Source organism: Priestia sp. JV24 (assembly GCF_025910025.1).
Lineage (GTDB): Bacteria > Bacillota > Bacilli > Bacillales > Bacillaceae_H > Priestia > Priestia megaterium.
Map to the genome: position 1 here is coordinate 520,521 of NZ_JAPCIN010000023.1, position 18,376 is coordinate 538,896.

General features: G+C 37.7%; 25 protein-coding genes. 5 read left to right on the forward strand and 20 right to left on the reverse strand.

Annotated elements, in window-relative coordinates; all coding sequences use genetic code 11:
* Positions 1 to 28: 28 nt before the first annotated feature.
* Positions 29 to 595 carry a ComE operon protein 2 gene (locus OK414_RS23975; protein ID WP_013085067.1) on the reverse strand — a complete coding sequence of 189 codons (567 nt, stop codon included), beginning with the start codon at positions 593 to 595 and terminating at the stop codon, positions 29 to 31.
* A 96-nt stretch (positions 596 to 691) separates the two neighbouring features.
* Positions 692 to 1,327 carry a helix-hairpin-helix domain-containing protein gene (locus OK414_RS23980; protein ID WP_034648853.1) on the reverse strand — a complete coding sequence of 212 codons (636 nt, stop codon included), beginning with the start codon at positions 1,325 to 1,327 and terminating at the stop codon, positions 692 to 694.
* A gap of 96 nt (positions 1,328 to 1,423) precedes the next feature.
* Between OK414_RS23980 and comER the strand changes: the two genes are divergently transcribed.
* Complete coding sequence (gene comER, locus OK414_RS23985; protein ID WP_013085069.1) at positions 1,424 to 2,254, forward strand: late competence protein ComER; 831 nt, start codon at positions 1,424 to 1,426, stop codon at positions 2,252 to 2,254.
* A 40-nt stretch (positions 2,255 to 2,294) separates the two neighbouring features.
* On the opposite strand, the gene OK414_RS23990 is transcribed toward comER, so the two are convergent.
* Genes OK414_RS23990 through OK414_RS24025 form a run of 8 tightly spaced genes read right to left on the reverse strand, consistent with a single transcriptional unit; the run spans position 2,295 to position 7,387 of the window.
* Positions 2,295 to 3,053, reverse strand: a complete 759-nt coding sequence (locus OK414_RS23990) for a class I SAM-dependent DNA methyltransferase (RefSeq protein WP_013085070.1) — start codon at positions 3,051 to 3,053, stop codon at positions 2,295 to 2,297.
* The gene (rsfS, locus tag OK414_RS23995) at positions 3,050 to 3,403 is read right to left on the reverse strand and encodes a ribosome silencing factor (protein WP_013085071.1); all 354 of its coding nucleotides are present in this window, start codon (positions 3,401 to 3,403) and stop codon (positions 3,050 to 3,052) included. Before rsfS ends, OK414_RS23990 begins: the two co-directional genes overlap by 4 nt.
* Positions 3,396 to 3,968, reverse strand: coding sequence for a bis(5'-nucleosyl)-tetraphosphatase (symmetrical) YqeK (yqeK, locus tag OK414_RS24000; RefSeq protein WP_034648849.1), 573 nt, complete (start codon positions 3,966 to 3,968; stop codon positions 3,396 to 3,398). The genes rsfS and yqeK overlap by 8 nt, the downstream gene beginning before the upstream one ends.
* Positions 3,955 to 4,527, reverse strand: a complete 573-nt coding sequence (locus OK414_RS24005; RefSeq protein ID WP_013085073.1) for a nicotinate-nucleotide adenylyltransferase — start codon at positions 4,525 to 4,527, stop codon at positions 3,955 to 3,957. Before OK414_RS24005 ends, yqeK begins: the two co-directional genes overlap by 14 nt.
* Before the next feature lie 60 nt (positions 4,528 to 4,587).
* Entirely contained in the window at positions 4,588 to 4,887 is a 300-nt protein-coding gene (gene yhbY / locus OK414_RS24010) for a ribosome assembly RNA-binding protein YhbY (RefSeq protein WP_013059260.1), read from the reverse strand.
* 18 nt (positions 4,888 to 4,905) lie between these two features.
* Positions 4,906 to 5,745: a shikimate dehydrogenase gene (aroE, locus tag OK414_RS24015; RefSeq protein ID WP_016765605.1), complete on the reverse strand. Its 840-nt coding sequence runs from the start codon at positions 5,743 to 5,745 to the stop codon at positions 4,906 to 4,908.
* A gap of 19 nt (positions 5,746 to 5,764) precedes the next feature.
* Positions 5,765 to 6,871: a ribosome biogenesis GTPase YqeH gene (gene yqeH, locus OK414_RS24020; RefSeq protein ID WP_013085075.1), complete on the reverse strand. Its 1,107-nt coding sequence runs from the start codon at positions 6,869 to 6,871 to the stop codon at positions 5,765 to 5,767.
* 3 nt (positions 6,872 to 6,874) lie between these two features.
* Positions 6,875 to 7,387, reverse strand: a complete 513-nt coding sequence (locus OK414_RS24025; protein WP_013059263.1) for a YqeG family HAD IIIA-type phosphatase — start codon at positions 7,385 to 7,387, stop codon at positions 6,875 to 6,877.
* Positions 7,388 to 7,936: 549 nt separating this feature from the next.
* Between OK414_RS24025 and OK414_RS24030 the strand changes: the two genes are divergently transcribed.
* A complete protein-coding gene (locus OK414_RS24030) occupies positions 7,937 to 8,077 on the forward strand; it encodes a sporulation histidine kinase inhibitor Sda (RefSeq protein WP_013059264.1) in 141 nt (46 codons plus the stop codon).
* A 73-nt stretch (positions 8,078 to 8,150) separates the two neighbouring features.
* Here OK414_RS24030 and OK414_RS24035 read toward each other — a convergent pair whose 3' ends face one another.
* Positions 8,151 to 8,933 carry a phosphatidylserine decarboxylase gene (locus OK414_RS24035; RefSeq protein WP_013085076.1) on the reverse strand — a complete coding sequence of 261 codons (783 nt, stop codon included), beginning with the start codon at positions 8,931 to 8,933 and terminating at the stop codon, positions 8,151 to 8,153.
* 114 nt (positions 8,934 to 9,047) lie between these two features.
* Between OK414_RS24035 and pssA the strand changes: the two genes are divergently transcribed.
* Positions 9,048 to 9,587, forward strand: coding sequence for a CDP-diacylglycerol--serine O-phosphatidyltransferase (gene pssA, locus OK414_RS24040; RefSeq protein WP_034648840.1), 540 nt, complete (start codon positions 9,048 to 9,050; stop codon positions 9,585 to 9,587).
* Between the two features lie 175 nt (positions 9,588 to 9,762).
* Here the strand turns inward: pssA and OK414_RS24045 are convergent, their stop codons facing one another.
* Positions 9,763 to 9,912, reverse strand: coding sequence for a hypothetical protein (locus OK414_RS24045; protein ID WP_013085077.1), 150 nt, complete (start codon positions 9,910 to 9,912; stop codon positions 9,763 to 9,765).
* Positions 9,913 to 10,128: 216 nt separating this feature from the next.
* Between OK414_RS24045 and sigK the strand changes: the two genes are divergently transcribed.
* The gene (gene sigK, locus OK414_RS24050) at positions 10,129 to 10,857 is read left to right on the forward strand and encodes an RNA polymerase sporulation sigma factor SigK (RefSeq protein WP_013059268.1); all 729 of its coding nucleotides are present in this window, start codon (positions 10,129 to 10,131) and stop codon (positions 10,855 to 10,857) included.
* Positions 10,858 to 11,027: 170 nt separating this feature from the next.
* Here the strand turns inward: sigK and OK414_RS24055 are convergent, their stop codons facing one another.
* From OK414_RS24055 to OK414_RS24080, 6 genes are all read right to left on the reverse strand, one after another.
* Complete coding sequence (locus OK414_RS24055) at positions 11,028 to 11,168, reverse strand: YrzI family small protein (RefSeq protein ID WP_013059269.1); 141 nt, start codon at positions 11,166 to 11,168, stop codon at positions 11,028 to 11,030.
* Positions 11,169 to 11,558: 390 nt separating this feature from the next.
* Positions 11,559 to 11,789: a YrhC family protein gene (locus OK414_RS24060; protein WP_013085078.1), complete on the reverse strand. Its 231-nt coding sequence runs from the start codon at positions 11,787 to 11,789 to the stop codon at positions 11,559 to 11,561.
* A gap of 81 nt (positions 11,790 to 11,870) precedes the next feature.
* Positions 11,871 to 13,004: a bifunctional cystathionine gamma-lyase/homocysteine desulfhydrase gene (locus tag OK414_RS24065; protein WP_016765606.1), complete on the reverse strand. Its 1,134-nt coding sequence runs from the start codon at positions 13,002 to 13,004 to the stop codon at positions 11,871 to 11,873.
* 1 nt (position 13,005) lies between these two features.
* Positions 13,006 to 13,929: a PLP-dependent cysteine synthase family protein gene (locus OK414_RS24070; RefSeq protein ID WP_034648836.1), complete on the reverse strand. Its 924-nt coding sequence runs from the start codon at positions 13,927 to 13,929 to the stop codon at positions 13,006 to 13,008.
* A 142-nt stretch (positions 13,930 to 14,071) separates the two neighbouring features.
* Positions 14,072 to 14,767 carry a 5'-methylthioadenosine/S-adenosylhomocysteine nucleosidase gene (gene mtnN, locus OK414_RS24075; RefSeq protein ID WP_013085081.1) on the reverse strand — a complete coding sequence of 232 codons (696 nt, stop codon included), beginning with the start codon at positions 14,765 to 14,767 and terminating at the stop codon, positions 14,072 to 14,074.
* Between the two features lie 17 nt (positions 14,768 to 14,784).
* Positions 14,785 to 15,426: a class I SAM-dependent methyltransferase gene (locus tag OK414_RS24080; protein ID WP_016765609.1), complete on the reverse strand. Its 642-nt coding sequence runs from the start codon at positions 15,424 to 15,426 to the stop codon at positions 14,785 to 14,787.
* A gap of 138 nt (positions 15,427 to 15,564) precedes the next feature.
* Here OK414_RS24080 and OK414_RS24085 point away from each other — a divergent pair, with 138 nt between their 5' ends.
* Positions 15,565 to 15,780 carry a DUF2536 family protein gene (locus OK414_RS24085; RefSeq protein WP_013085082.1) on the forward strand — a complete coding sequence of 72 codons (216 nt, stop codon included), beginning with the start codon at positions 15,565 to 15,567 and terminating at the stop codon, positions 15,778 to 15,780.
* A 13-nt stretch (positions 15,781 to 15,793) separates the two neighbouring features.
* Here the strand turns inward: OK414_RS24085 and OK414_RS24090 are convergent, their stop codons facing one another.
* Positions 15,794 to 16,462, reverse strand: a complete 669-nt coding sequence (locus tag OK414_RS24090) for a YrrS family protein (protein WP_034648833.1) — start codon at positions 16,460 to 16,462, stop codon at positions 15,794 to 15,796.
* A 117-nt stretch (positions 16,463 to 16,579) separates the two neighbouring features.
* On the reverse strand, positions 16,580 to 18,346 hold the full coding sequence (locus tag OK414_RS24095; RefSeq protein WP_263045112.1) for a peptidoglycan D,D-transpeptidase FtsI family protein: 1,767 nt from the start codon (positions 18,344 to 18,346) through the stop codon (positions 16,580 to 16,582).
* Positions 18,347 to 18,376: the final 30 nt, after the last annotated feature.

The window sequence follows — 18,376 nt, forward strand, 5'->3', positions numbered from 1 at the left end:
GTTACCAAGTAAAAAACCTCTTTTACCTTTAATTTGCCGTAAACAAAGCGAGAGCTTCACGCTGTAAATTCATCACTTCTGCTTCGTCCGCTCCGCTTTTTTCTAAACGAGCGAGAACATCCGTCACAAATTGAAGCTTCTCTTTACTTTTTAAGTCAATGATTGCGTCATCAAGTTCAACTTTTGCTGTTTTCACTCCCGCCTGTTGAAATAACTCAACAGCATACGGATGATTTTTGTAATCATTAGCGTAATATACTGTTTTAATTCCCGCTTGAATAAGGGCTTTACAGCAGTTTAAACACGGAAAATGCGTGACGTATACTTCCGCATCTTCTGTTTTCACACCAAACTTAGCACACTGCAAGAGTGCATTCACTTCTGCATGGACAGTTCTTACACAGTGTCCATCAATCACATAACAGCCTTCGTCAGCACAATGCACGCCTCCGCTGATCGAGCCGTTGTATCCTCCAGCTATAATACGTTTATCACGCACCACTGTAGCCCCAACAGCCAGACGTTCACAAGTGCTTCTTAAGGCTAGCAAATGGCTTTGTGCCATAAAATATTGATCCCATGAAATCCGGTTCATCTCATTCCCTACCTTTTTATTTAAAACTCAATAATTATAATTATACTTGTCTCTTTCATAGTGTAGCGTTTCTTTTCCTTTTTCGTCAATAAGTCTCTACTGTACCGTAATTTGAGCTTTGATTTTTTCTAGCGACTTCTCGCCAATACCTGATACTTGCCCCAAATCCTCTACTGTTTGAAACAAGCCATTTTCCTCTCGATATGAAACGATGGCACTCGCTTTTGAAGGTCCAATTCCATTTAGCGTTTGCAGTTCATCAGTGTTCGCTGTATTGATATTAACCAGGGGCTGATCATTTGAAGTTCCTGAGGAAGAGATTGAAGAAACTGGAGATGAAGGCGGGATTTCTTCTCCAGTAGCTGGAATGTAAACAGCCATTTCATCTTGTAGCTTGCTAGCTAAATTGAGCTGTCTTAAGTCCGCCTCTTTCGTAGCGCCTCCGGCTTGTGCTAGAGCATCTTTTACCCTTGCGTCTTTCGGAAGCTGGTATACACCAGGCTTCTGAACAGCTCCTTTAATATCCACCATAACAAACGGGGAATCTTGGCTCGAAATTACTTGATCAGACGACTCTCCTTCTTTTTTTGCAGCAGAAGATTCTGCCTTTATCATATCTGAGGTTTGAAGAGAACTTTCCGATTTCTCTCCGCCTGTGCGATAGATATAAAAAGCCAACCCAATTGCTAAACAAATACAGCCAATTAGCCATTGTTTTTTTGAAAAAGTCAAATTGTACACTCCTTTGAATTTTGAAGTAACGTCATAAATTCCATTACGTCTTCATAGTGTTTAGAAGAAAAGGCTTTTGAAGGAGGGAATGAATCAGTGAACATAGGGTTTATCGGAACAGGAAACATGGGGAAAATATTAATTGATGCGTTTATTGAATCAAAAGCCGTACGTCCTTCTAAAATCACTATTATGAATCGCACAAAAAAAAGAGCCAAAGAGATTCAACAGCAGCATAAAAAAATTAATGTTGCTGATACAGCTGAAGAAGTTGTTCACGCATCCAAAGTCATTTTTATTTGTGTTAAGCCATTGGATATTCACCCCCTTTTAATAAAATTAGAACCACTGCTGACGAAAGATCATTGCATTGTATCCATTACCAGTCCAATTAGCGTAGAACAAATCGAACGCCTCATTCCGAGTCAAGCAGCTAGAATTATCCCTAGCATTACGAATCGGGCATTAGCAGGTGTTTCTCTTTTCACGTTTGGAGAAAGATGTACGCCTTTTTACCAAAATTATTTACATGAATTATTTTCATCTATGTCAAAGCCTGTGGCTATTGATCAAACGATTACGCGTGTATCATCCGATATCGTAAGCTGCGGTCCTGCATTCTTCAGCTTTTTGCTTCAACGCTTTATTGATGCAGCAGTTCAAGAAACAAATATTTCTGAAGAAGAAGCTACCGTCATGGCCAGTGATATGATTATTGGAATGGGAAAACTGTTGGAAAAAGAAATATTTACGCTTCCTACCTTGCAGGATAAAGTATGCGTAAAAGGCGGTGTAACCGGAGAAGGTATTAAAGTTTTAGAAGCTGAACTCGGAGAGATGTTTGTGCACGTATTTCAAAAGACACATGAAAAATTTGACGAAGACATTGAGCTTGTTCACAATCAGTTTGATAGTCTTATTCCATAATTTCTGTAGAAATCCTGCTTTGAAACAAAAAAAGAAGCCTCTACTCGGCTTCTTTTTTTTGCGCAGAGAAAAAGATGCGCTCACTGTTTGAAGTAGGCTCACTCATTTTGAAATCTGCACTTACTTCTATATTTATAAAACCAGCTTCGCTCAGCCATGATTGATAATCGTCAATCGACCAAGTGCGCTGAGCATGCACCTCATCAAAGCGATGATATGCATCCATTTCTTCATCATAAGCAAAAAACGTAATATCATGCTCTACGCGCGTGTCTGTATCGTCATAGGTGCAGTTCCAAATATATGACACGTCTTCATCTACGTAAGAAAAAGATTGATTTCCAAATACGTCTTTCATCTTGTGCACTGAATGAACATCAAATATAAAGAGCCCACCTGGTTTTAAGTGCTTATATACACGTTGAATGGTTTCTTGAACTTCTTTATCACTTTGCAAATAGTTCAAAGAATCACAAAAGATTACTACACAGTCGAACTCTTTCAATAACTCAAGTTCCGCCATGTTTTGCTGAAAAAGAGATAGCGTTAACCCTGCTTCTGCCGCCTTTTCCTGGGCTACCATAAGCATATCATCAGACAAATCAACGCCTACTACGGAGAAACCTTCTTGTGCAAATCGAACGGAGAGTTCTCCCGTGCCGCAGGCAAGGTCTAATATACTGTCAGGCTTTTTTTTCGCTTTTGCCACCTGCTGATTAAAAAATTCAGCCCAATCGTCATACGGAACGTCTGCCATTAGCTGATCATATACGTAGGCAAATTCTCCGTACCTGCTCATAGCTGTAGCTCTTCTGAACTTACAAATGGTGCATCTCCCCATAAGCGTTCTAAGTTATAATATCCGCGCTCATCTTTATGGAAAATGTGAACCACAACATCTCCAAGATCAACAAGAACCCACTTAGCCTGCTCAAATCCTTCTAAACGCTTCACAGAAATGCCTTGTTCGTGTGCTTTTTCTTTAATTTCACGAGCGATTGCCTGCACTTGTTTATCTGAGTTACCGTGACAAATAACAAAATAATCTGCCACAAGTGAGATTCCTTCCATATTTAACGCTACGATATCGATTGCTTTTTTATCGTCTGCTGCTTCTACAACAAGAGATAGCAATTCACGTTCAGTCATGTGTTTGACCTCCTAAGATTAAATCATTATATGTCATCATCGTATCGGGATAAACGGCCTGATGTTTAGTCATTAAAAAAGAAATGGTGTTTTTCAGTGATTGAATAAGTGCTGCATTTAAGTCCGTTTTAGCTAACTCCCGCACTTCATCAACACCTGGAAATCTTCTTCCGGGTTCAATGTAATCAGCAACGTACACAATTTTTTCAAGTAACGTCATGCCAGGTCTTCCGGATGTATGGTAAGCAATCGCATCCAATACTTCCTTATCCGTAATCCCTACTTCATTTCTCACTAAAAACGCGCCTACTGGAGCATGCCATAATTCGGTATTGTATTCCAATAAAGAAGGGCTCATGTTTTGATCAATAATAATTTGCTTCATCTCTTCCTTTGGACGAAATTTGGCGTAGTCATGAAAAATAGCAGCCAGTTCTGCTTTTTTTTCGTCTGCTTCAAAACGCTTAGCTAATTCAATTGCTGTTTCCATTACCCCGACAGTATGAATATAACGGCGTTCTGTTAACTGTTTCTTTACGATTTCTAATGCCTCAGTTCGATTCATATAATTGATTCTCCTCGATATATTGTTTAACACCAGCAGGTATAAAATAACGAATGGTTTCTTTCTTTACTACTCGTTCACGAATAAAGGAAGAGGAGACATCAAACTGCGGAACTTCTACTTCTTTTATCGGGTAAGGGGACGTAATGGTATACCCCGGGCGTTTTACACCTACAAATGTAACCAAATTGACTAATTCATCAATTTCATACCACTTCGGCAAATATTCTACCATATCAGCACCAACGATGAAATGAAACTGATACGTTGGATATTTCTCCGTTAGTATTCTCATCGTATCGTATGTATATGAAGGCTCTTTGCGCTCAAATTCGATCGGCTGCAGGGTAAATTGATCATGTTCTTCAATAGCTAGCTTTAGCATGTGTAAACGATGATATGGCTCAATAGGCTCTTTGATTGTTTTATGAGGTGGAATGTACGACGGCATGAACCATATCTCATCTAATTTCAAGGCATGCAAAACCTCATTTGCCATCATTAAATGCCCCAAATGAGGCGGGTTGAATGTTCCACCTAAAATTCCAATACTCTTCAACAATCCCCGACTCCTTTAATTTACTTCATTTTTAAATAGAGCGGGTTTCCCCGCTCTATTTCATTTCACTTTTGGAAGCATTAACTGCTTATTTTCGCGTGATTCTTTATATAATACAATTGTATTTCCAATCACTTGTACAAGCTCTGCTTTTGTTCCTTTTGTTAATCGAGCAGCAACCGTATCACGATCTTCGTCACAGTTTTGCAGAATGCTTACTTTTAATAATTCTCTTGCTTCTAATGCATCAGCAATTTGACCAATCATATTTTCGTTGACTCCACCTTTTCCTACTTGGAAAATTGGATTTAAATGATGTGCTTTTGAACGTAAAAAACGTTTTTGTTTACCTGTTAACATAAAAACCTCCGTTGTATCTTATCTCTTAGTTAGTGTTGAAAGAACAATGTGTTCCATTGCCTCTTCGTCAGGACGGACGTTCGTCCACTTTTCAAATGCAAGTGCACCTTGCAGTACAAACATACCGACACCGTTATGAGTGCCTGCCCCTTTTGCTTCAGCCTCTTTTAAAAGCTTTGTTTTTAAAGGGTTGTAAATAATATCGCTGACTACGGCTTCTTTTTGCAATAAAGTAAGTGCTAATGGCAGCTCATCCACGTTAGGATACATTCCCACTGAAGTGGTATTAATAATAATATCGAATGTATCTAATTGTTTTTCTGCATCAGAAATAGACATCGCCGCCGTTTTCGTCGAAAAAGGCAGCTCGTTAGCTAATACAGCTGCTTTTTCGACGGTACGATTGCATATCGCAATTACCTCGGGAGCATGCTGAGCTGCAATTGTATAAAAAATAGCTTTTGCGGCTCCTCCAGCTCCAATAATTAAAATTCTTTTTTGGGATAAGCTTCCTTCTACTGCTTTGAGTAAAGACGTCACATACCCCTCTCCGTCGGTATTGTATCCAATATAACGGCCATCTTGATTAACAACTGTATTTACAGCGCCAATTGCCTTTGCTAATGGATCGACTTCATCCAAATGCTTCATAATATCAACTTTATAAGGAATCGTGACATTAAATCCTTGAATGTTTTTATCTTTTAGCTCTCCAATGGCTGACTCAAAATGAACAGGTTCAATTGGAAAAGCTTCATAATGAGCATCCATATTCAGACGTTTAAAGGCATCATTTTGCATCAATGGCGATAGTGAATGCCCAAGCGGATAACCAACTAGCCCATATAATGTACTCAAGATTTTTTCCCCTTTTTGTTTAAATTAAAGAATCGCGCACAAATACGCCGACTCCTTTTGGTGCATGCGCCACAACTTTTGAACCTGACTCATTAACCGTCACCCAGCCCAGCCCTGAAAAAACAATATCCGTTTTTTCATTTTTTATTGTAAATTCATGTGCAACCAGTTCAGGAAACTCATCCATTTGCTCTGGGCGCGGCGGCTGAAGCAGTTCACCTGCTTGCTTTTCATACAACTCATCTGCTTTTTCAAGCTTCGTACGATGGATATGCAAATCGTTTGATACATAACATGTTAATGATTTGCGGCCTCCCTGTACATAATCTAAGCGCGCCAGTCCTCCAAAGTATAACGTTTGCCCTTCATTTAGCTGATAAACCTTCGGCTTTATTTCCTTTTTAGGAGAAATCAGCTTTAAGTCTCGTTTATCTACATAGTGAGCCATCTGATGGTGATTAATAATACCAGGCGTATCATATAAAGACGCGCCGTTATCAAGCGGGATATCAATCATATCCAGCGTTGTGCCCGGATATTGAGATGTGGTAATAATATCTTTTTCTCCCGTTACTTCTTTAATAATGGCATTGATAAATGTTGATTTACCAACGTTTGTACATCCCACAACATATACATCTTTACCTTCGCGATAATGTTCAATGGCTTCGGCAATTTCTCGAATTCCTTGTCCTTTTTGCGCGCTCATGAGGAACACATCCACTGATTTTAGCCCAAGCTCTTTCGCTTCTCGCTTCATCCAATGAATTAGTTTATTTTTCTTTATAGACTTTGGCAGTAAATCTGCTTTATTTCCCACTAAAAGAACCTTGTTATTTCCAACAAATCGATGCAAACCAGGTAACCAGCTGCCGTTAAAGTCAAAGATATCTACAACTTTTACAACTAAACCGTCCGTTTGACCAATTCCATTTAAGATTTTTAAAAAATCATCGTCTGTTAAGGAAACATCTTGTACTTCATTATAATGCTTCAAGCGAAAGCATCGCTGGCAAATAATAACTTCTTTTTCTAGTGCTGATTTTGGAGCATAGCCAAGTTCATCCGGTCGTTCTGTTTGAATCTCCACTCCGCATCCTACGCACTGTAATTTTTCTTCACTCACGTTTTAATCCTCCCAGTTAATCATACCTTTTCGTTTCATCCAACCTAGAATTCTTCGTTCCATTTTACGATTAAATTTCGTTACAAATCCATCTGTTTGCGCAACTGGTACAACCAAAACCGTATATACGCCGAGACGATTTCCTCCTAATACATCCGTTAAAAGCTGGTCACCAATAACTACAACCTCATCTTTTTGCAACTCCATATCACGAAGAGCTCTTCTAAATGCTTTACGCATCGGTTTGCGTGCTTTATATACAAATGGAAGTCCAACTGGATCTGAAAACAGCTTGACTCGTTTCTCCACATTATTCGATACAATCGTAATTTTAATTCCACTATCTTTCATTAACTGAAACCACTCAATTAATTCCGGAGTGGCATCAGGGCGATCCCATTCCACCAACGTGTTATCTAAGTCGGTAATAATTCCTTTTATTCCGCGCTCTTTCAAATCGTCTGGCTTAATTTGAAACACGTTTTTCACATGTTCATTTGGTAAAAAAAGTTTCAACACGTATCATGCACCTCGAATATATAGTTACATACTAAAATTAACGCCGTCTATCATTATAACGACTTCTTGTTATTTTCCAACCTAAAATTTTATTCTCTTCAAAAACAGGTCTTTTCTTAGTATAAAGGATATGCCTTGTGAATGCTTTAACTTTATACAGAAAGTTATTGACAAAAGGTAGCAAACCTCTATTTGTTCGTAGGCTTACGATATATTCACTCTCTGCAAACTTAAAATAAAAAATAGTGCAGAAAACGTTTATTACTTATCAAATAGGGTAAGTGGTAAACAAATTCTGTTAAAAGTTTTCGACAAAAAATGATAAGCCTAATTATGTGGATAAGTTTATACACATTATCCTCTGTTATAGTTCAGCAATTAATGGTAATTATAAACAACATACCCACATTTTATCCACCGAAAGCTGTGGATAACAGAACGATTGTTCCTTTATTTGATTCATGTTAGATTATAAATAAGGAATTTATTAGCATTTAAATATAACTTTTTAGGATATTTATTTTAGTAGGAGGTGGCGGCAATCTTATGAGAAAATTATCAGATGAGCTGCTTATTGAATCATACAGCAAAGCAACCGAACTGCAGTTAAGCCCTGATTTTATAAAATTAATTGAAGAGGAAATTGAAAGAAGATCATTAAAGATTAGCATACAAATTCCTTCTTAACGAATAAAAGAGCCTTCTTAATAAAAGAAAGCTACATCTTCATTTATCTATCTACTCTTTTATTATATAGGCTCTATTTTTTCAAATGAGCAATTGGTTCTCCATACTTTACATAAGAACCTGAGTGAACGTTAGAATCAAAAGTGATTGAGTTCTTCTCAAATAATAAAATGACAGTCGAACCAAACGTGAAGTAAGCCATTTCTTCCCCTTTTTCGACTACTTCTTTTTTAGAAACCGCTTCAATGCTGTTGATAAACATGGCTCCTACTTTTACCATCAGCATGTGACCATTTTCAAATGTTAACTCCGTGAGCTTCCGGAAATTTTTCACCAGCGGTTCTTTCCCGTACTTGATTCCTAATGAATTTACTGGATAAGACTTTTGTCCAACAGTCCACGTATTCCCCACTTGGGCTTTAAGAGGACTGTGAATGCGATGATAGTCTTTCGGACTAAGATAGAGAATAATAAACTGTCCTTCTATATATTTTTCAAGAATGAGATCATTTGAAACCATTTCCTGTATAGAATAAGGTTTGTTTTTTACAATCATTTCTTTTTGAGGCGTAATGACTCCATATGCTTCTATCTTTGCATCTACAGGACTGACAACGCTGTCTTTCTGCTGATCGACCGGACGGGCAGAAGGATTCAAACGGCGAATAAATAGCTCGTGTAAGGTTTGATAGTGATGCAGAGGCTTGTCCATTTCTTCTTTATTTACTTTAAAAACTTTTGTATAGGAGGGTATAACAAACCGACTCCATTTAGAGAAAGTGAATTTTCGAATGAGCTTCGATGATCCTTGATGATTCGTAAGCTCAATAAATGTTCGATACAGGTGCTGCAACAATAATTTTACCTCCACATACTGAATAGTTCTTTACTAGAATAAGGTTTGCGTCTACAATGAAATTACCATTATTTTTACCTTTAGTTCATTCCATCCTTTAAAGGAGTGAGGAAATTGTTTTTATTAGAGTATCTAGATCATACAATTAAAAAGCTGAGATCCCAAGCAGCAAACTCCTTAACGATTGTTAATTTAAGTTTAGGAAGCTTTGCTATTTTATTTGTCATGAAAAATGAATTGAACTTAAGTTTATTACTAATTTTTTTAGCAGCGTTAGCAGACCGATTCGACGGCATGGTAGCCAGAAAGCTGCAAATTGAATCTGAACTTGGAAAACAACTGGACTCCATGTGCGATATTATATCATTTGGCATCGCTCCAGCTCTACTACTTTATCAAAGTATTTTGTCTCACTTTGGTGCTGCAGGTTCAATTGTTACCATCTGTTACATTGCTTGCGGAGCACTTCGTCTTGCCCGCTTTAACATCACAGAAAATACTGGGTATTTTACAGGGCTCCCTATTACCGCAGCAGGTTGTTTATTAACTCTTAGCTACTTGGGCGTCCCTTATTTGCCTTCACACTTTTATATGTTTTTAATTATCGTACTCGCTTGCTTGATGATTAGTACTTTCAAGCTAAAAAAAGTGTAGAGCTCCATTTACTTTTGCAGAGGAATATTATCGTCTTGCTTCTTTTCTTAATTATAGAATAAATCATCTTCTTTAAGAAACAAAGCGAAAATTCCTTAAGAATTCTTAAAAATGAATGATTCTATTCGGTAGGATATGTCATCTAAAAAAACTCATGCGCATGCATGAGTTTTTTTTAATACCAGCAGCTAAAAAACCAATAGAAGCTTCCGAAAATTAATAACAGGACAAACAGAACAATCAACAATCCAAGTCCCCAGCCGAAGCCTCCTCCACATGGGTAAGCTGGATAATTAGGATAACAGCAGCCTCCGTAACCGTACATACTTTCCCTCCTTACACTATGAACTACTATTAGCGTATGTACATACCTTTTCCCTGTATAGGCTGGTAACTATCTATAAAGAAAAATCTGTGGACTTTTTCAAACTCTCTTGTCCCCGGGGGGAATTTTAAACGTACAGGCAAAGACATCCTTCTTTTTACATATAGTGTAATGTTAGTCTCTCACAAGTTGATATCCCCTTATGGAGGTGAAGAGATGTCTGCATTATTTACCGCACTAGGCTATTTCTTTAAAGAATTGGTTTTCCTTGTTTCCTACGTAAAAAACAATGCCTTTCCTCAACCCTTGTCTGCTGCTGAAGAAAAGAGATATTTATCTTTAATGGAACAAGGAGATCAAGAAGCGCGAAACCTTCTTATCGAACACAATCTCCGGCTCGTTGCGCATATTGTTAAAAAGTTTGAAAACACGGGAGAGGATGCAGAAGATTTAATTTCAATTGGGACAATCGGTTTAATTAAAGCAATCGAAAGTTATTCGCAGGGAAAAGGAACAAAATTAGCTACTTATGCCGCACGATGTATTGAAAATGAAATATTGATGCACTTGCGAGCGCTCAAAAAAACAAAAAAAGATGTGTCTCTGCATGATCCAATTGGCCAGGATAAAGAAGGAAATGAAATCAGTTTGATTGATGTATTAAAATCAGAATCAGACGATGTAATTGATATGATTCAACTAAATATGGAATTAGAAAAAATAAAAGAATACATCGATATTCTCGATGATCGGGAAAAGGAAGTAATTGTTGGTCGCTTCGGTTTGGATCTGCAGGATGAAAAAACCCAGCGAGAAATTGCAAAAGAATTAAATATTTCAAGAAGTTATGTTTCGCGAATTGAAAAGCGAGCGCTCATGAAAATGTTTCACGAATTTTACAGAGCCGAAAAAGAGAAAAAAAAGAGCGGAAAGAAGGAGAATTAATCCTTCTTTCCGCTCTTTTTTTAAAATAATTTCCAAATGATAATCCGTAGCAAACACATCATTACTCCCCCTACTAATCATTTAGGTGGAATCTTTCTCCACAAGCAGCCATACAACGATATATCCTTTTTGATTAATCATCATTCATCCACTCCTTTCCACTGTTCAAATTAGAAATGACGGTAAAACTCATACTTGCGGTCTTTTATTTCTTCTTCTAATTGTCTTACATACTGTTCATGCTTAATTTCTGCCTCAGAGTATTGACGAGACTTTATGGTAATAGTTAAAAAGAAAATGTTCAGTGTCATTACAATCACCTCCTTATACACAAAAAAGCCACAGTAATGCATAAGCATCCTGTGGCTGAAAAATAATAAAAACCACAGGGCTACTATTCGCACCTGTGGTGAATTAACGTGTTTTAATGATCAAAGTAAGAAAGTTACTTGATACAGGAACACGGCCGAATAGTATACGTATATAGACGATTTTTGAACATAGTTGAAACTGGATGACCCATAACTGATAAACGTCTTAACATATGACTCGACCTCCTTTTAATAAAGTATTTTCCTTACAATGGTAATTATATCCACAGACTCATAAAAAGTAAACTGTTTTTTTGAAAAATAGGGAATTTTTTTATTTTTTCAACCCTCATAAAAAAAAGACGATATATGATCGCCTTTTTATATCTATTATTCTTTTTCTTTCATTAGTTCTTTTTTCAGTTTTTTAGTTTGATAACTAAAATAAAAGGCAAGGGCGGCAAAAAGAATAACGATGGCTTCCATTATTCCAAGCTGCATATCACTTTTTTCACCTTGGCCAATCATAACACCAATGTACAAGAATGTACTTACGGCTAGAAGGACGTAAATAAAGCGGCTGTAATCTTCAATTTTTGCTTTGATGCGTTGAGCTTTCATACAATCACCTTCTCAGTAGAATGTTATAACTCTACTCTATCATAGATCTATAGGTCTATAAAAATCCTATTTTTACCACCCTTATTTCAATGCCTCTTCTAAGTCTTCAATTAAATCTTCTACATCTTCAAGGCCTACAGAAATACGAATTAATCCATCTGTAATTCCTAGCTCTTTACGTCGGTCGCTCGGTATAGAAGCATGAGTCATTTTAGAAGGAATGGAAATAAGGCTTTCAATGGCTCCTAAACTTTCTGCTAATGTAAAATACTTCACTTTGCTCAGTACTTGTTCCGCTTTCTCTTCGCTTCCCACATCAAAAGAAACCATTCCCCCAAAACCTCTTGCTTGCTTTTTAGCAATGAGGTGGTTTGGGTGGGTGTTTAATCCTGGATAATATACTTTTGTAACAGCAGGATGAGCAAGTAAAAATTCTACTATTTTCCCAGTGTTGAATTCATGTTCTTCCATTCGTATTCCTAATGTTTTAATCCCCCTCATCAAAAGCCAAGAATCTTGGGGTCCTAAAATGCCTCCAGTCGCATTTTGAATAAAATGGAGGTCTTCTGCCAATTTAGGCGAATTCACAACGGCTAGCCCTGCTACAACGTCACTGTGGCCGCCTAGATACTTAGTTGCACTGTGCAGAACGATATCCGCACCTTTTTCGATAGGGTTTTGCCAATACGGGGTACTGAATGTGTTATCAACGATGGTAAGTAAGTGATGCTGTTTAGCTACTGAAGAAGCCTGCTGCAAGTCAGTAATTTTTAGGAGAGGATTCGTGGGAGTCTCGATATAAATAGCTTTTGTGTTGGGGCGAATTTCTTTCTTAATATTTTCGATGTCGCTTGTATCAATAAAAGTAGCTTCAATGCCAATACGGCTCAGCACTTTTGTAATCACTCGGTACGTTCCTCCGTATACGTCATCTGTAATTAGCACATGATCTCCGCTGTTAAACAGCATGAATACAGCAGTAGTAGCTGCCATACCAGATCCAAACGCAAACCCAGCATATCCTCCTTCAATTTCTTTGATAAGTTCTTCTAAGGCGTGTCGTGTAGGGTTACCGGTTCTCGAATATTCGTATCCCGTATGTTTTCCAGCTCCCTCTTGTTTATAAGTGCTCACTTGATAAATAGGAACAGAGACAGCACCCGTCTGTTCATCGCCAACAATTCCACCATGAATTAATTGTGTTTTACGTTTCATCTTATCTTCCTCCACTGTAAATATTTTTACTTAAGTACCGTTCGCTGCTATCGGGAAAAATAGTGACAATATGAGCGCCTTTTTCTGCATTTTTTGCTTCGAGCAGGGCTGCTTCGAAGGCTGCTCCTGAAGAGCTCCCTACTAGTAACCCTTCTTTTAAAGCCAGCTCTTTCACTCTTTGAAAAGCATAAACATCTTCAACAGTATGAATAGCATTAAAATAAGACCGATCCATATAATCAGGGATGAACTCCATTCCAATTCCTTCAGTTAAGTGAGGGCCGGATTTCCCACCGTTTAAAATCGAACCTTCTGGCTCAACAATGACTGCTTTTAGAGAAGGATTTTTTTCTTTCAAAAATTTTGCTGTACCCATAAATGTTCCACCTGTACCTGCTCCAGCTACAAACACGTCGATTTTTCCATCAAGCTGTTCATATATTTCTGGCCCTAAGGTTTTGTAATAAGTCATAGGATTAGCCGGATTAGCAAACTGCTGAGGACAATAAGAACCAGGTATTTCACGCAGCAGCTCTTGAGCCTTGTTTATAGCACCTTTCATACCAGCTTCAGTAGGTGTTTGAACCACAGTTGCCCCCAAAGCCTTCATAAGCTGCTGTTTTTCAATACTGAATTTTTCTGGAACACATAATATGACGTTTATTTCGTGCTGAAGAGCAGCTAAAGCCAGCCCAATTCCCGTATTTCCAGCAGTAGGCTCAATCACCGTTCCGCCTCGCTTCAGTCTTCCAGAGCTAAGAGCTTCTTTCAGCAGTTCTTTTCCTAAACGATCTTTTACACTTCCTCCTGGATTAACATATTCCAGTTTAGCAAATATCCTGATTTCTCTGGGTAAATCAAATTGTGTAATCTCAATCACAGGTGTGTTTCCAATCAATTCATGAACGTTTTTGGCTACCTTCATAATCTTGAACACCTCGCTAAAGAATAATATAACTTAACCTATAAATTAAGTCGGAATTAAAGTGAAAATATAGTCTACACCCCATGTTATGATAAACGATGCAGAGTGTAGACGAAAACAAACTCTATATTTTACGAACAGCTTATTTTAATTTTGTAATAAAATTCAATACTAATTTCGTTGAATTAACAGCTGCTTTTTCTAAAAATTGCTCAAAAGAAACATTTGATTCTTTGCCGGCGATGTCAGAAAGAGCACGAAGAATAACAAACGGTACGTCAAATTGATAGCATACTTGAGCAACGGCCGCCGCTTCCATTTCAGCTGCATACAGGTCTGGAAACTTAGAGCGGACAAACTCTACGCGCACAGGATCGTTCATGAACGAATCCCCTGTAGCAATTAGTCCTTTTACAATTTTCATATCCGTTACTTCAAGAGCGCTTTCTTCAGCAAGACGAACTAGTTTTTCATCTGCTTTAAAAGCTGCAGGCAAGTTTGGTACTTGACCGTATTCATAGTTGAATACCGTTACATCTACATCATGATGACGAACTTCTGTTGAAATAACCGCATCTCCTACGTTTAACTCCGGATGGAAGCCGCCTGCTGATCCTGTATTAATAACGTAATCAGGTTTGAACTTTTCTAGTAAGATGGCTGTAGATAACGCCGCATTTACTTTTCCAATACCTGATTTTAATAATACAACCTCCACACCGCTGATTGTTCCTGTCGAGTATTCACATCCTGCGATTACTGTTTCTTGACGATTTTCAATTTTATCGCGTAAAATCGTCACTTCTTCTTCCATTGCTCCAATGATTGCTACTTTCATTTTAAAACCTCTTTCTACTATTGTTTCGTTGCCTCCAATACCCACACAAAGTGATTAAATTGTGTAAAGGTTATGTGAAAACCATTGCTTTCAAAGATTTGCTTTAAGACGGGAATGGTTGTATAGTATTCCCTCTCTAGATCTTCTGCTAGTTGCGTATACCCTTTTCGTTTTGCCTGAACAATGGTATCAGCAAATGAATCCGCTGTTTCAAACATTGTATCAGCAAACACTATTTTACCACCGGTTTGAAGTAACTTTCCATAGTTTATCACAGCTTCTTCTTTTTCTTTATCTGTTAAATGATGAAAAGCATACGTACTAACTAAGCTCTCTGCTGGAAACAATGATGTATCAAATTGTAAAAAGTCTCCTGGTGTGACTAAAACATCTGCCCCTAATTTCTGGTGTGCCAATTGTCTCATTGGTACTGAAGGTTCAATTCCTACTACAGTCAGTTCTTTTTCTAACAGTTTTTTTGTTAAGTTTCCAGTCCCTGTTCCAAATTCTATCACATGCCCTATTGAACGGTCTGCTACATACTCTAAGATTTCATTATAATTGCGAAACACTTCTCTATACTGTTCATCTTTCCCGCTTACCGATGCATCATACTCATTCGCCCACTTTTCAAAGATATCTAAAAACTCTAGACCCATAAAAAACGCCTCCTTATAACTAATAATTCTTATGGATATAGTATGTTTTTAGCTATCGTTTGTTCTTCATTTATAAATATTTTAAGCTTTTAACTTTCTATTTGCTATACTATAGTAATGAGGTAAGGAGGTCGTAAGATGAATTTTGAATTTGAAATGATTGAAGATAAAATAGAATTTTTTGAAGCGCCTGATGTTAAAATGCTTGAGAAACAAATTGCGGAAAAAATTGATCAAAATAAAGCGATTTTGCTTGAGGTGCATAGCGTATCTCATCAAATGTCTGTGGACTATGAACAAGGTAAAAAACTGTACTCTGCGGTTGTTCATTTCAAATTAAAAAAGCAGCGCTAGCGCGCTGCTTTTCTTATTGAAGCTTATCCACTACTGCGGGCTTCCAGCCTTCTCCATCTACCCATTCAATTTGAACGCGATATTTTGTTGATGAGTTGCCTTTAGGACTAACCGTAGCTACGGCTTTACCTACGCCACCGTTATTCCCTAAACGCCATACGGTCATATTGCTTGGGCTAATGCCTGACCCTTCGCCTACAGCTTTTAGCATTTCATTCCAATCCGTTGATCCTTTTTTATAAGTTGCTGCAGGTGCATCTTGTGACGTACCTACTGAATCCCATGAAGGATCTACCTTGCGTTCTGCCACGCCAGGCTCTGGATTTTTCTCTACTTCAGCCTGTGAATCTGAGTCATTTGATTCTTCATCTGTTGCTTGATCATCTTCAGAGCTTTGGTCATCTTCAGAACTTTGATCGTCTTCAGAACTTTGATCGTCCGTTGCTTGATCATCTTTCGAAGAATCATCGTCTTTTTTAGCCGTCTTGTCCGTTTTTTGGTCATTTGTTTGCGGATTGTTTTGAGTTGTTTCCGCTTGGTTATCCGATTTATCCTTATTTCCAAGAATCATCGTACCACCGACAAATACAATTAAAACTGCTACGACAGCAATTAACAGATTATATAATCGGTTTACTTTTTTTTCTTTGTTTTCGTGTCTTGAAGAACGATTGTTATTCATTGCTACAATTTCCTCCAACTTTTATAATGCTTTATTCTAACATGTGTTTTCTTATACATGAAGCATCAAAATTTATTTGAAGTATATTTGTAATATTTTTTACAAATTCTTCTTGTTTTAACGTATATTTAAGTCATACATCCCTTTAACAATATCATAAAATACGCTGTTTGTGGGAGATATCGCACTTTTTGTATTTAAATCCACTACTACCATTGCATATTTTGGATCATCTGCAGGAAAGTAACCCGCAAACCATTTATTGACGATATCGTCTTTCACATTGATTTCAGCAGTTCCTGACTTTCCTGCCACTTCATAAGGAAGGGTTTGAAATCTTCTTCCTGTTCCTTTTTCGCTCTGTACGACACCTTTTAAAAGCTGCTGCATAGAAGCAGCTGTGGCTTTATTAATGCTATCTCCTTTTAGCTTATGCTCTTTAAACGTATACAATGACGTGTTGTTTTTATACTCTAGCGCATCTACAGCTTTTACCTGTTTCTTTTCTCCTCCGCGTGCAATTGTCGCCATCATATTTGCTACTGCAAGCGGAGTCACTTTTACATCAAGCTGTCCAATTGCCGTTTGAGCTACAGCATTTGGTACTTTTTTTTCTCTTTCATTTGTCCAAACTCTTCCCGATTTTTCTCCTAAAAACTGCTTAAAATGTTCAAAATGAAACACATCACCCGTCCATCCTACAGGCTGAATAAGCCCTAACTTATCGGCATATTGTTCAAGGGTATTCGGATTAGATATTATCATTTCTTTTGCTAGCTGTGCAAACGTTGCATTACAACTTTGCGCGAAGCTTTCTTCAAACGTCAGCTGCCCTTTTTGATGATCTTCTTCTACATTATTGCCATAAATACTTTTATCGCAGTTATAGGTAAAAGAAGGCTGAATTTTATTTTGTTCAAGCGCTGCAGCTGCTGTTACGGTTTTAAATATAGATCCAGGAGTTTGTGGCGTCAGCAAACGATTTTCTACGCTGTCTGAACCATTTTGCTTTTTAAATGGATCTTTCTTATTAATCGAAGGCCTGCTGGCCATCGCAATTACTTTATTGTTTTTTATATCAATTAAGACGGCTCCTCCGTCTTTTAACTTATAATGATTTAATGTATTCTCCACTAGCTCCTGAGCAGACAAATCAAGCGTCGTACGCACACTGACTGGATAATAAGGGTTAGCTGTGCCTGTGTATTTTACATCGATGCCAAACATAGGCCCACCTAGGCGATCAACATGATAAAGGAGCTTAGACTCCTGTTCCGGCAGCAAAAACTCGTCAAAAGCCCTCTGCATCCCTGAGATACCTACAGGCGTAGTTGATTTAATTGCTCCATTTTTCAATTTGTCACTATACTTCTCTTCAATTATTTGTCTGCTTTGTGCCTCTAGTCCGATTAAATGTTCAGCAAGAGGAACTGGACGCTCATCTTTTAGAGGAATTCCAAATACGCCAGGTACCTTTAATGCATTTATTTTTTCGACTTGTGCATGGGATAATTCTTTTGTAATAACAACCGGTGTTTTAGCATTCGCTAGTCTGTTCGTTAGTTCCTTTGGTTGCATTCCCACGATTTCACTTACTTGCTGAACAGGCCACTTCATTTTTTCTAAAAACGGAAACAGGACTAAGCGATTATGCGTGATAGATGTTAAAGACTGTCCATTTTTATCTTCAAATTTCCCTCGCCCGTCATCTACCACCATTTCCTGCGTACGCTGTTTTACGCTTCCTTCAATTAAGTTAATCTTTTTGTCAGTAAAAGATTCTGTGCTGACAAGCTGAAGTTGAACAAGCCGTGCTCCCAGTCCACTAATTAATAATAAAATAAAAATAAGAGTAATATAAATTCGCTTGTGAATTATTTTCATGACTACACCTCACTCTTTACAAGTGTCGAC

What these genes read in the sequence shown, in the direction of transcription:
- OK414_RS24030 (WP_013059264.1), top strand. Translation starts at nt 7,937, where the DNA reads ATGAGAAAATTATCAGATGAGCTGCTTATTGAATCATACAGCAAAGCA.
- yhbY (WP_013059260.1), bottom strand. Translation starts at nt 4,887, where the DNA reads ATGTTAACAGGTAAACAAAAACGTTTTTTACGTTCAAAAGCACATCAT.
- rsfS (WP_013085071.1), bottom strand. Translation starts at nt 3,403, where the DNA reads ATGACTGAACGTGAATTGCTATCTCTTGTTGTAGAAGCAGCAGACGAT.
- OK414_RS24045 (WP_013085077.1), bottom strand. Translation starts at nt 9,912, where the DNA reads ATGTACGGTTACGGAGGCTGCTGTTATCCTAATTATCCAGCTTACCCA.
- OK414_RS23990 (WP_013085070.1), bottom strand. Translation starts at nt 3,053, where the DNA reads ATGAGCAGGTACGGAGAATTTGCCTACGTATATGATCAGCTAATGGCA.
- OK414_RS24070 (WP_034648836.1), bottom strand. Translation starts at nt 13,929, where the DNA reads ATGAAGGTAGCCAAAAACGTTCATGAATTGATTGGAAACACACCTGTG.
- OK414_RS24080 (WP_016765609.1), bottom strand. Translation starts at nt 15,426, where the DNA reads ATGGGTCTAGAGTTTTTAGATATCTTTGAAAAGTGGGCGAATGAGTAT.
- OK414_RS24085 (WP_013085082.1), top strand. Translation starts at nt 15,565, where the DNA reads ATGAATTTTGAATTTGAAATGATTGAAGATAAAATAGAATTTTTTGAA.
- sigK (WP_013059268.1), top strand. Translation starts at nt 10,129, where the DNA reads ATGTCTGCATTATTTACCGCACTAGGCTATTTCTTTAAAGAATTGGTT.
- OK414_RS24055 (WP_013059269.1), bottom strand. Translation starts at nt 11,168, where the DNA reads ATGACACTGAACATTTTCTTTTTAACTATTACCATAAAGTCTCGTCAA.
- mtnN (WP_013085081.1), bottom strand. Translation starts at nt 14,767, where the DNA reads ATGAAAGTAGCAATCATTGGAGCAATGGAAGAAGAAGTGACGATTTTA.
- OK414_RS24090 (WP_034648833.1), bottom strand. Translation starts at nt 16,462, where the DNA reads ATGAATAACAATCGTTCTTCAAGACACGAAAACAAAGAAAAAAAAGTA.
- OK414_RS24065 (WP_016765606.1), bottom strand. Translation starts at nt 13,004, where the DNA reads ATGAAACGTAAAACACAATTAATTCATGGTGGAATTGTTGGCGATGAA.
- OK414_RS23975 (WP_013085067.1), bottom strand. Translation starts at nt 595, where the DNA reads ATGAACCGGATTTCATGGGATCAATATTTTATGGCACAAAGCCATTTG.
- OK414_RS24095 (WP_263045112.1), bottom strand. Translation starts at nt 18,346, where the DNA reads ATGAAAATAATTCACAAGCGAATTTATATTACTCTTATTTTTATTTTA.
- OK414_RS24060 (WP_013085078.1), bottom strand. Translation starts at nt 11,789, where the DNA reads ATGAAAGCTCAACGCATCAAAGCAAAAATTGAAGATTACAGCCGCTTT.
- yqeK (WP_034648849.1), bottom strand. Translation starts at nt 3,968, where the DNA reads ATGAATCGAACTGAGGCATTAGAAATCGTAAAGAAACAGTTAACAGAA.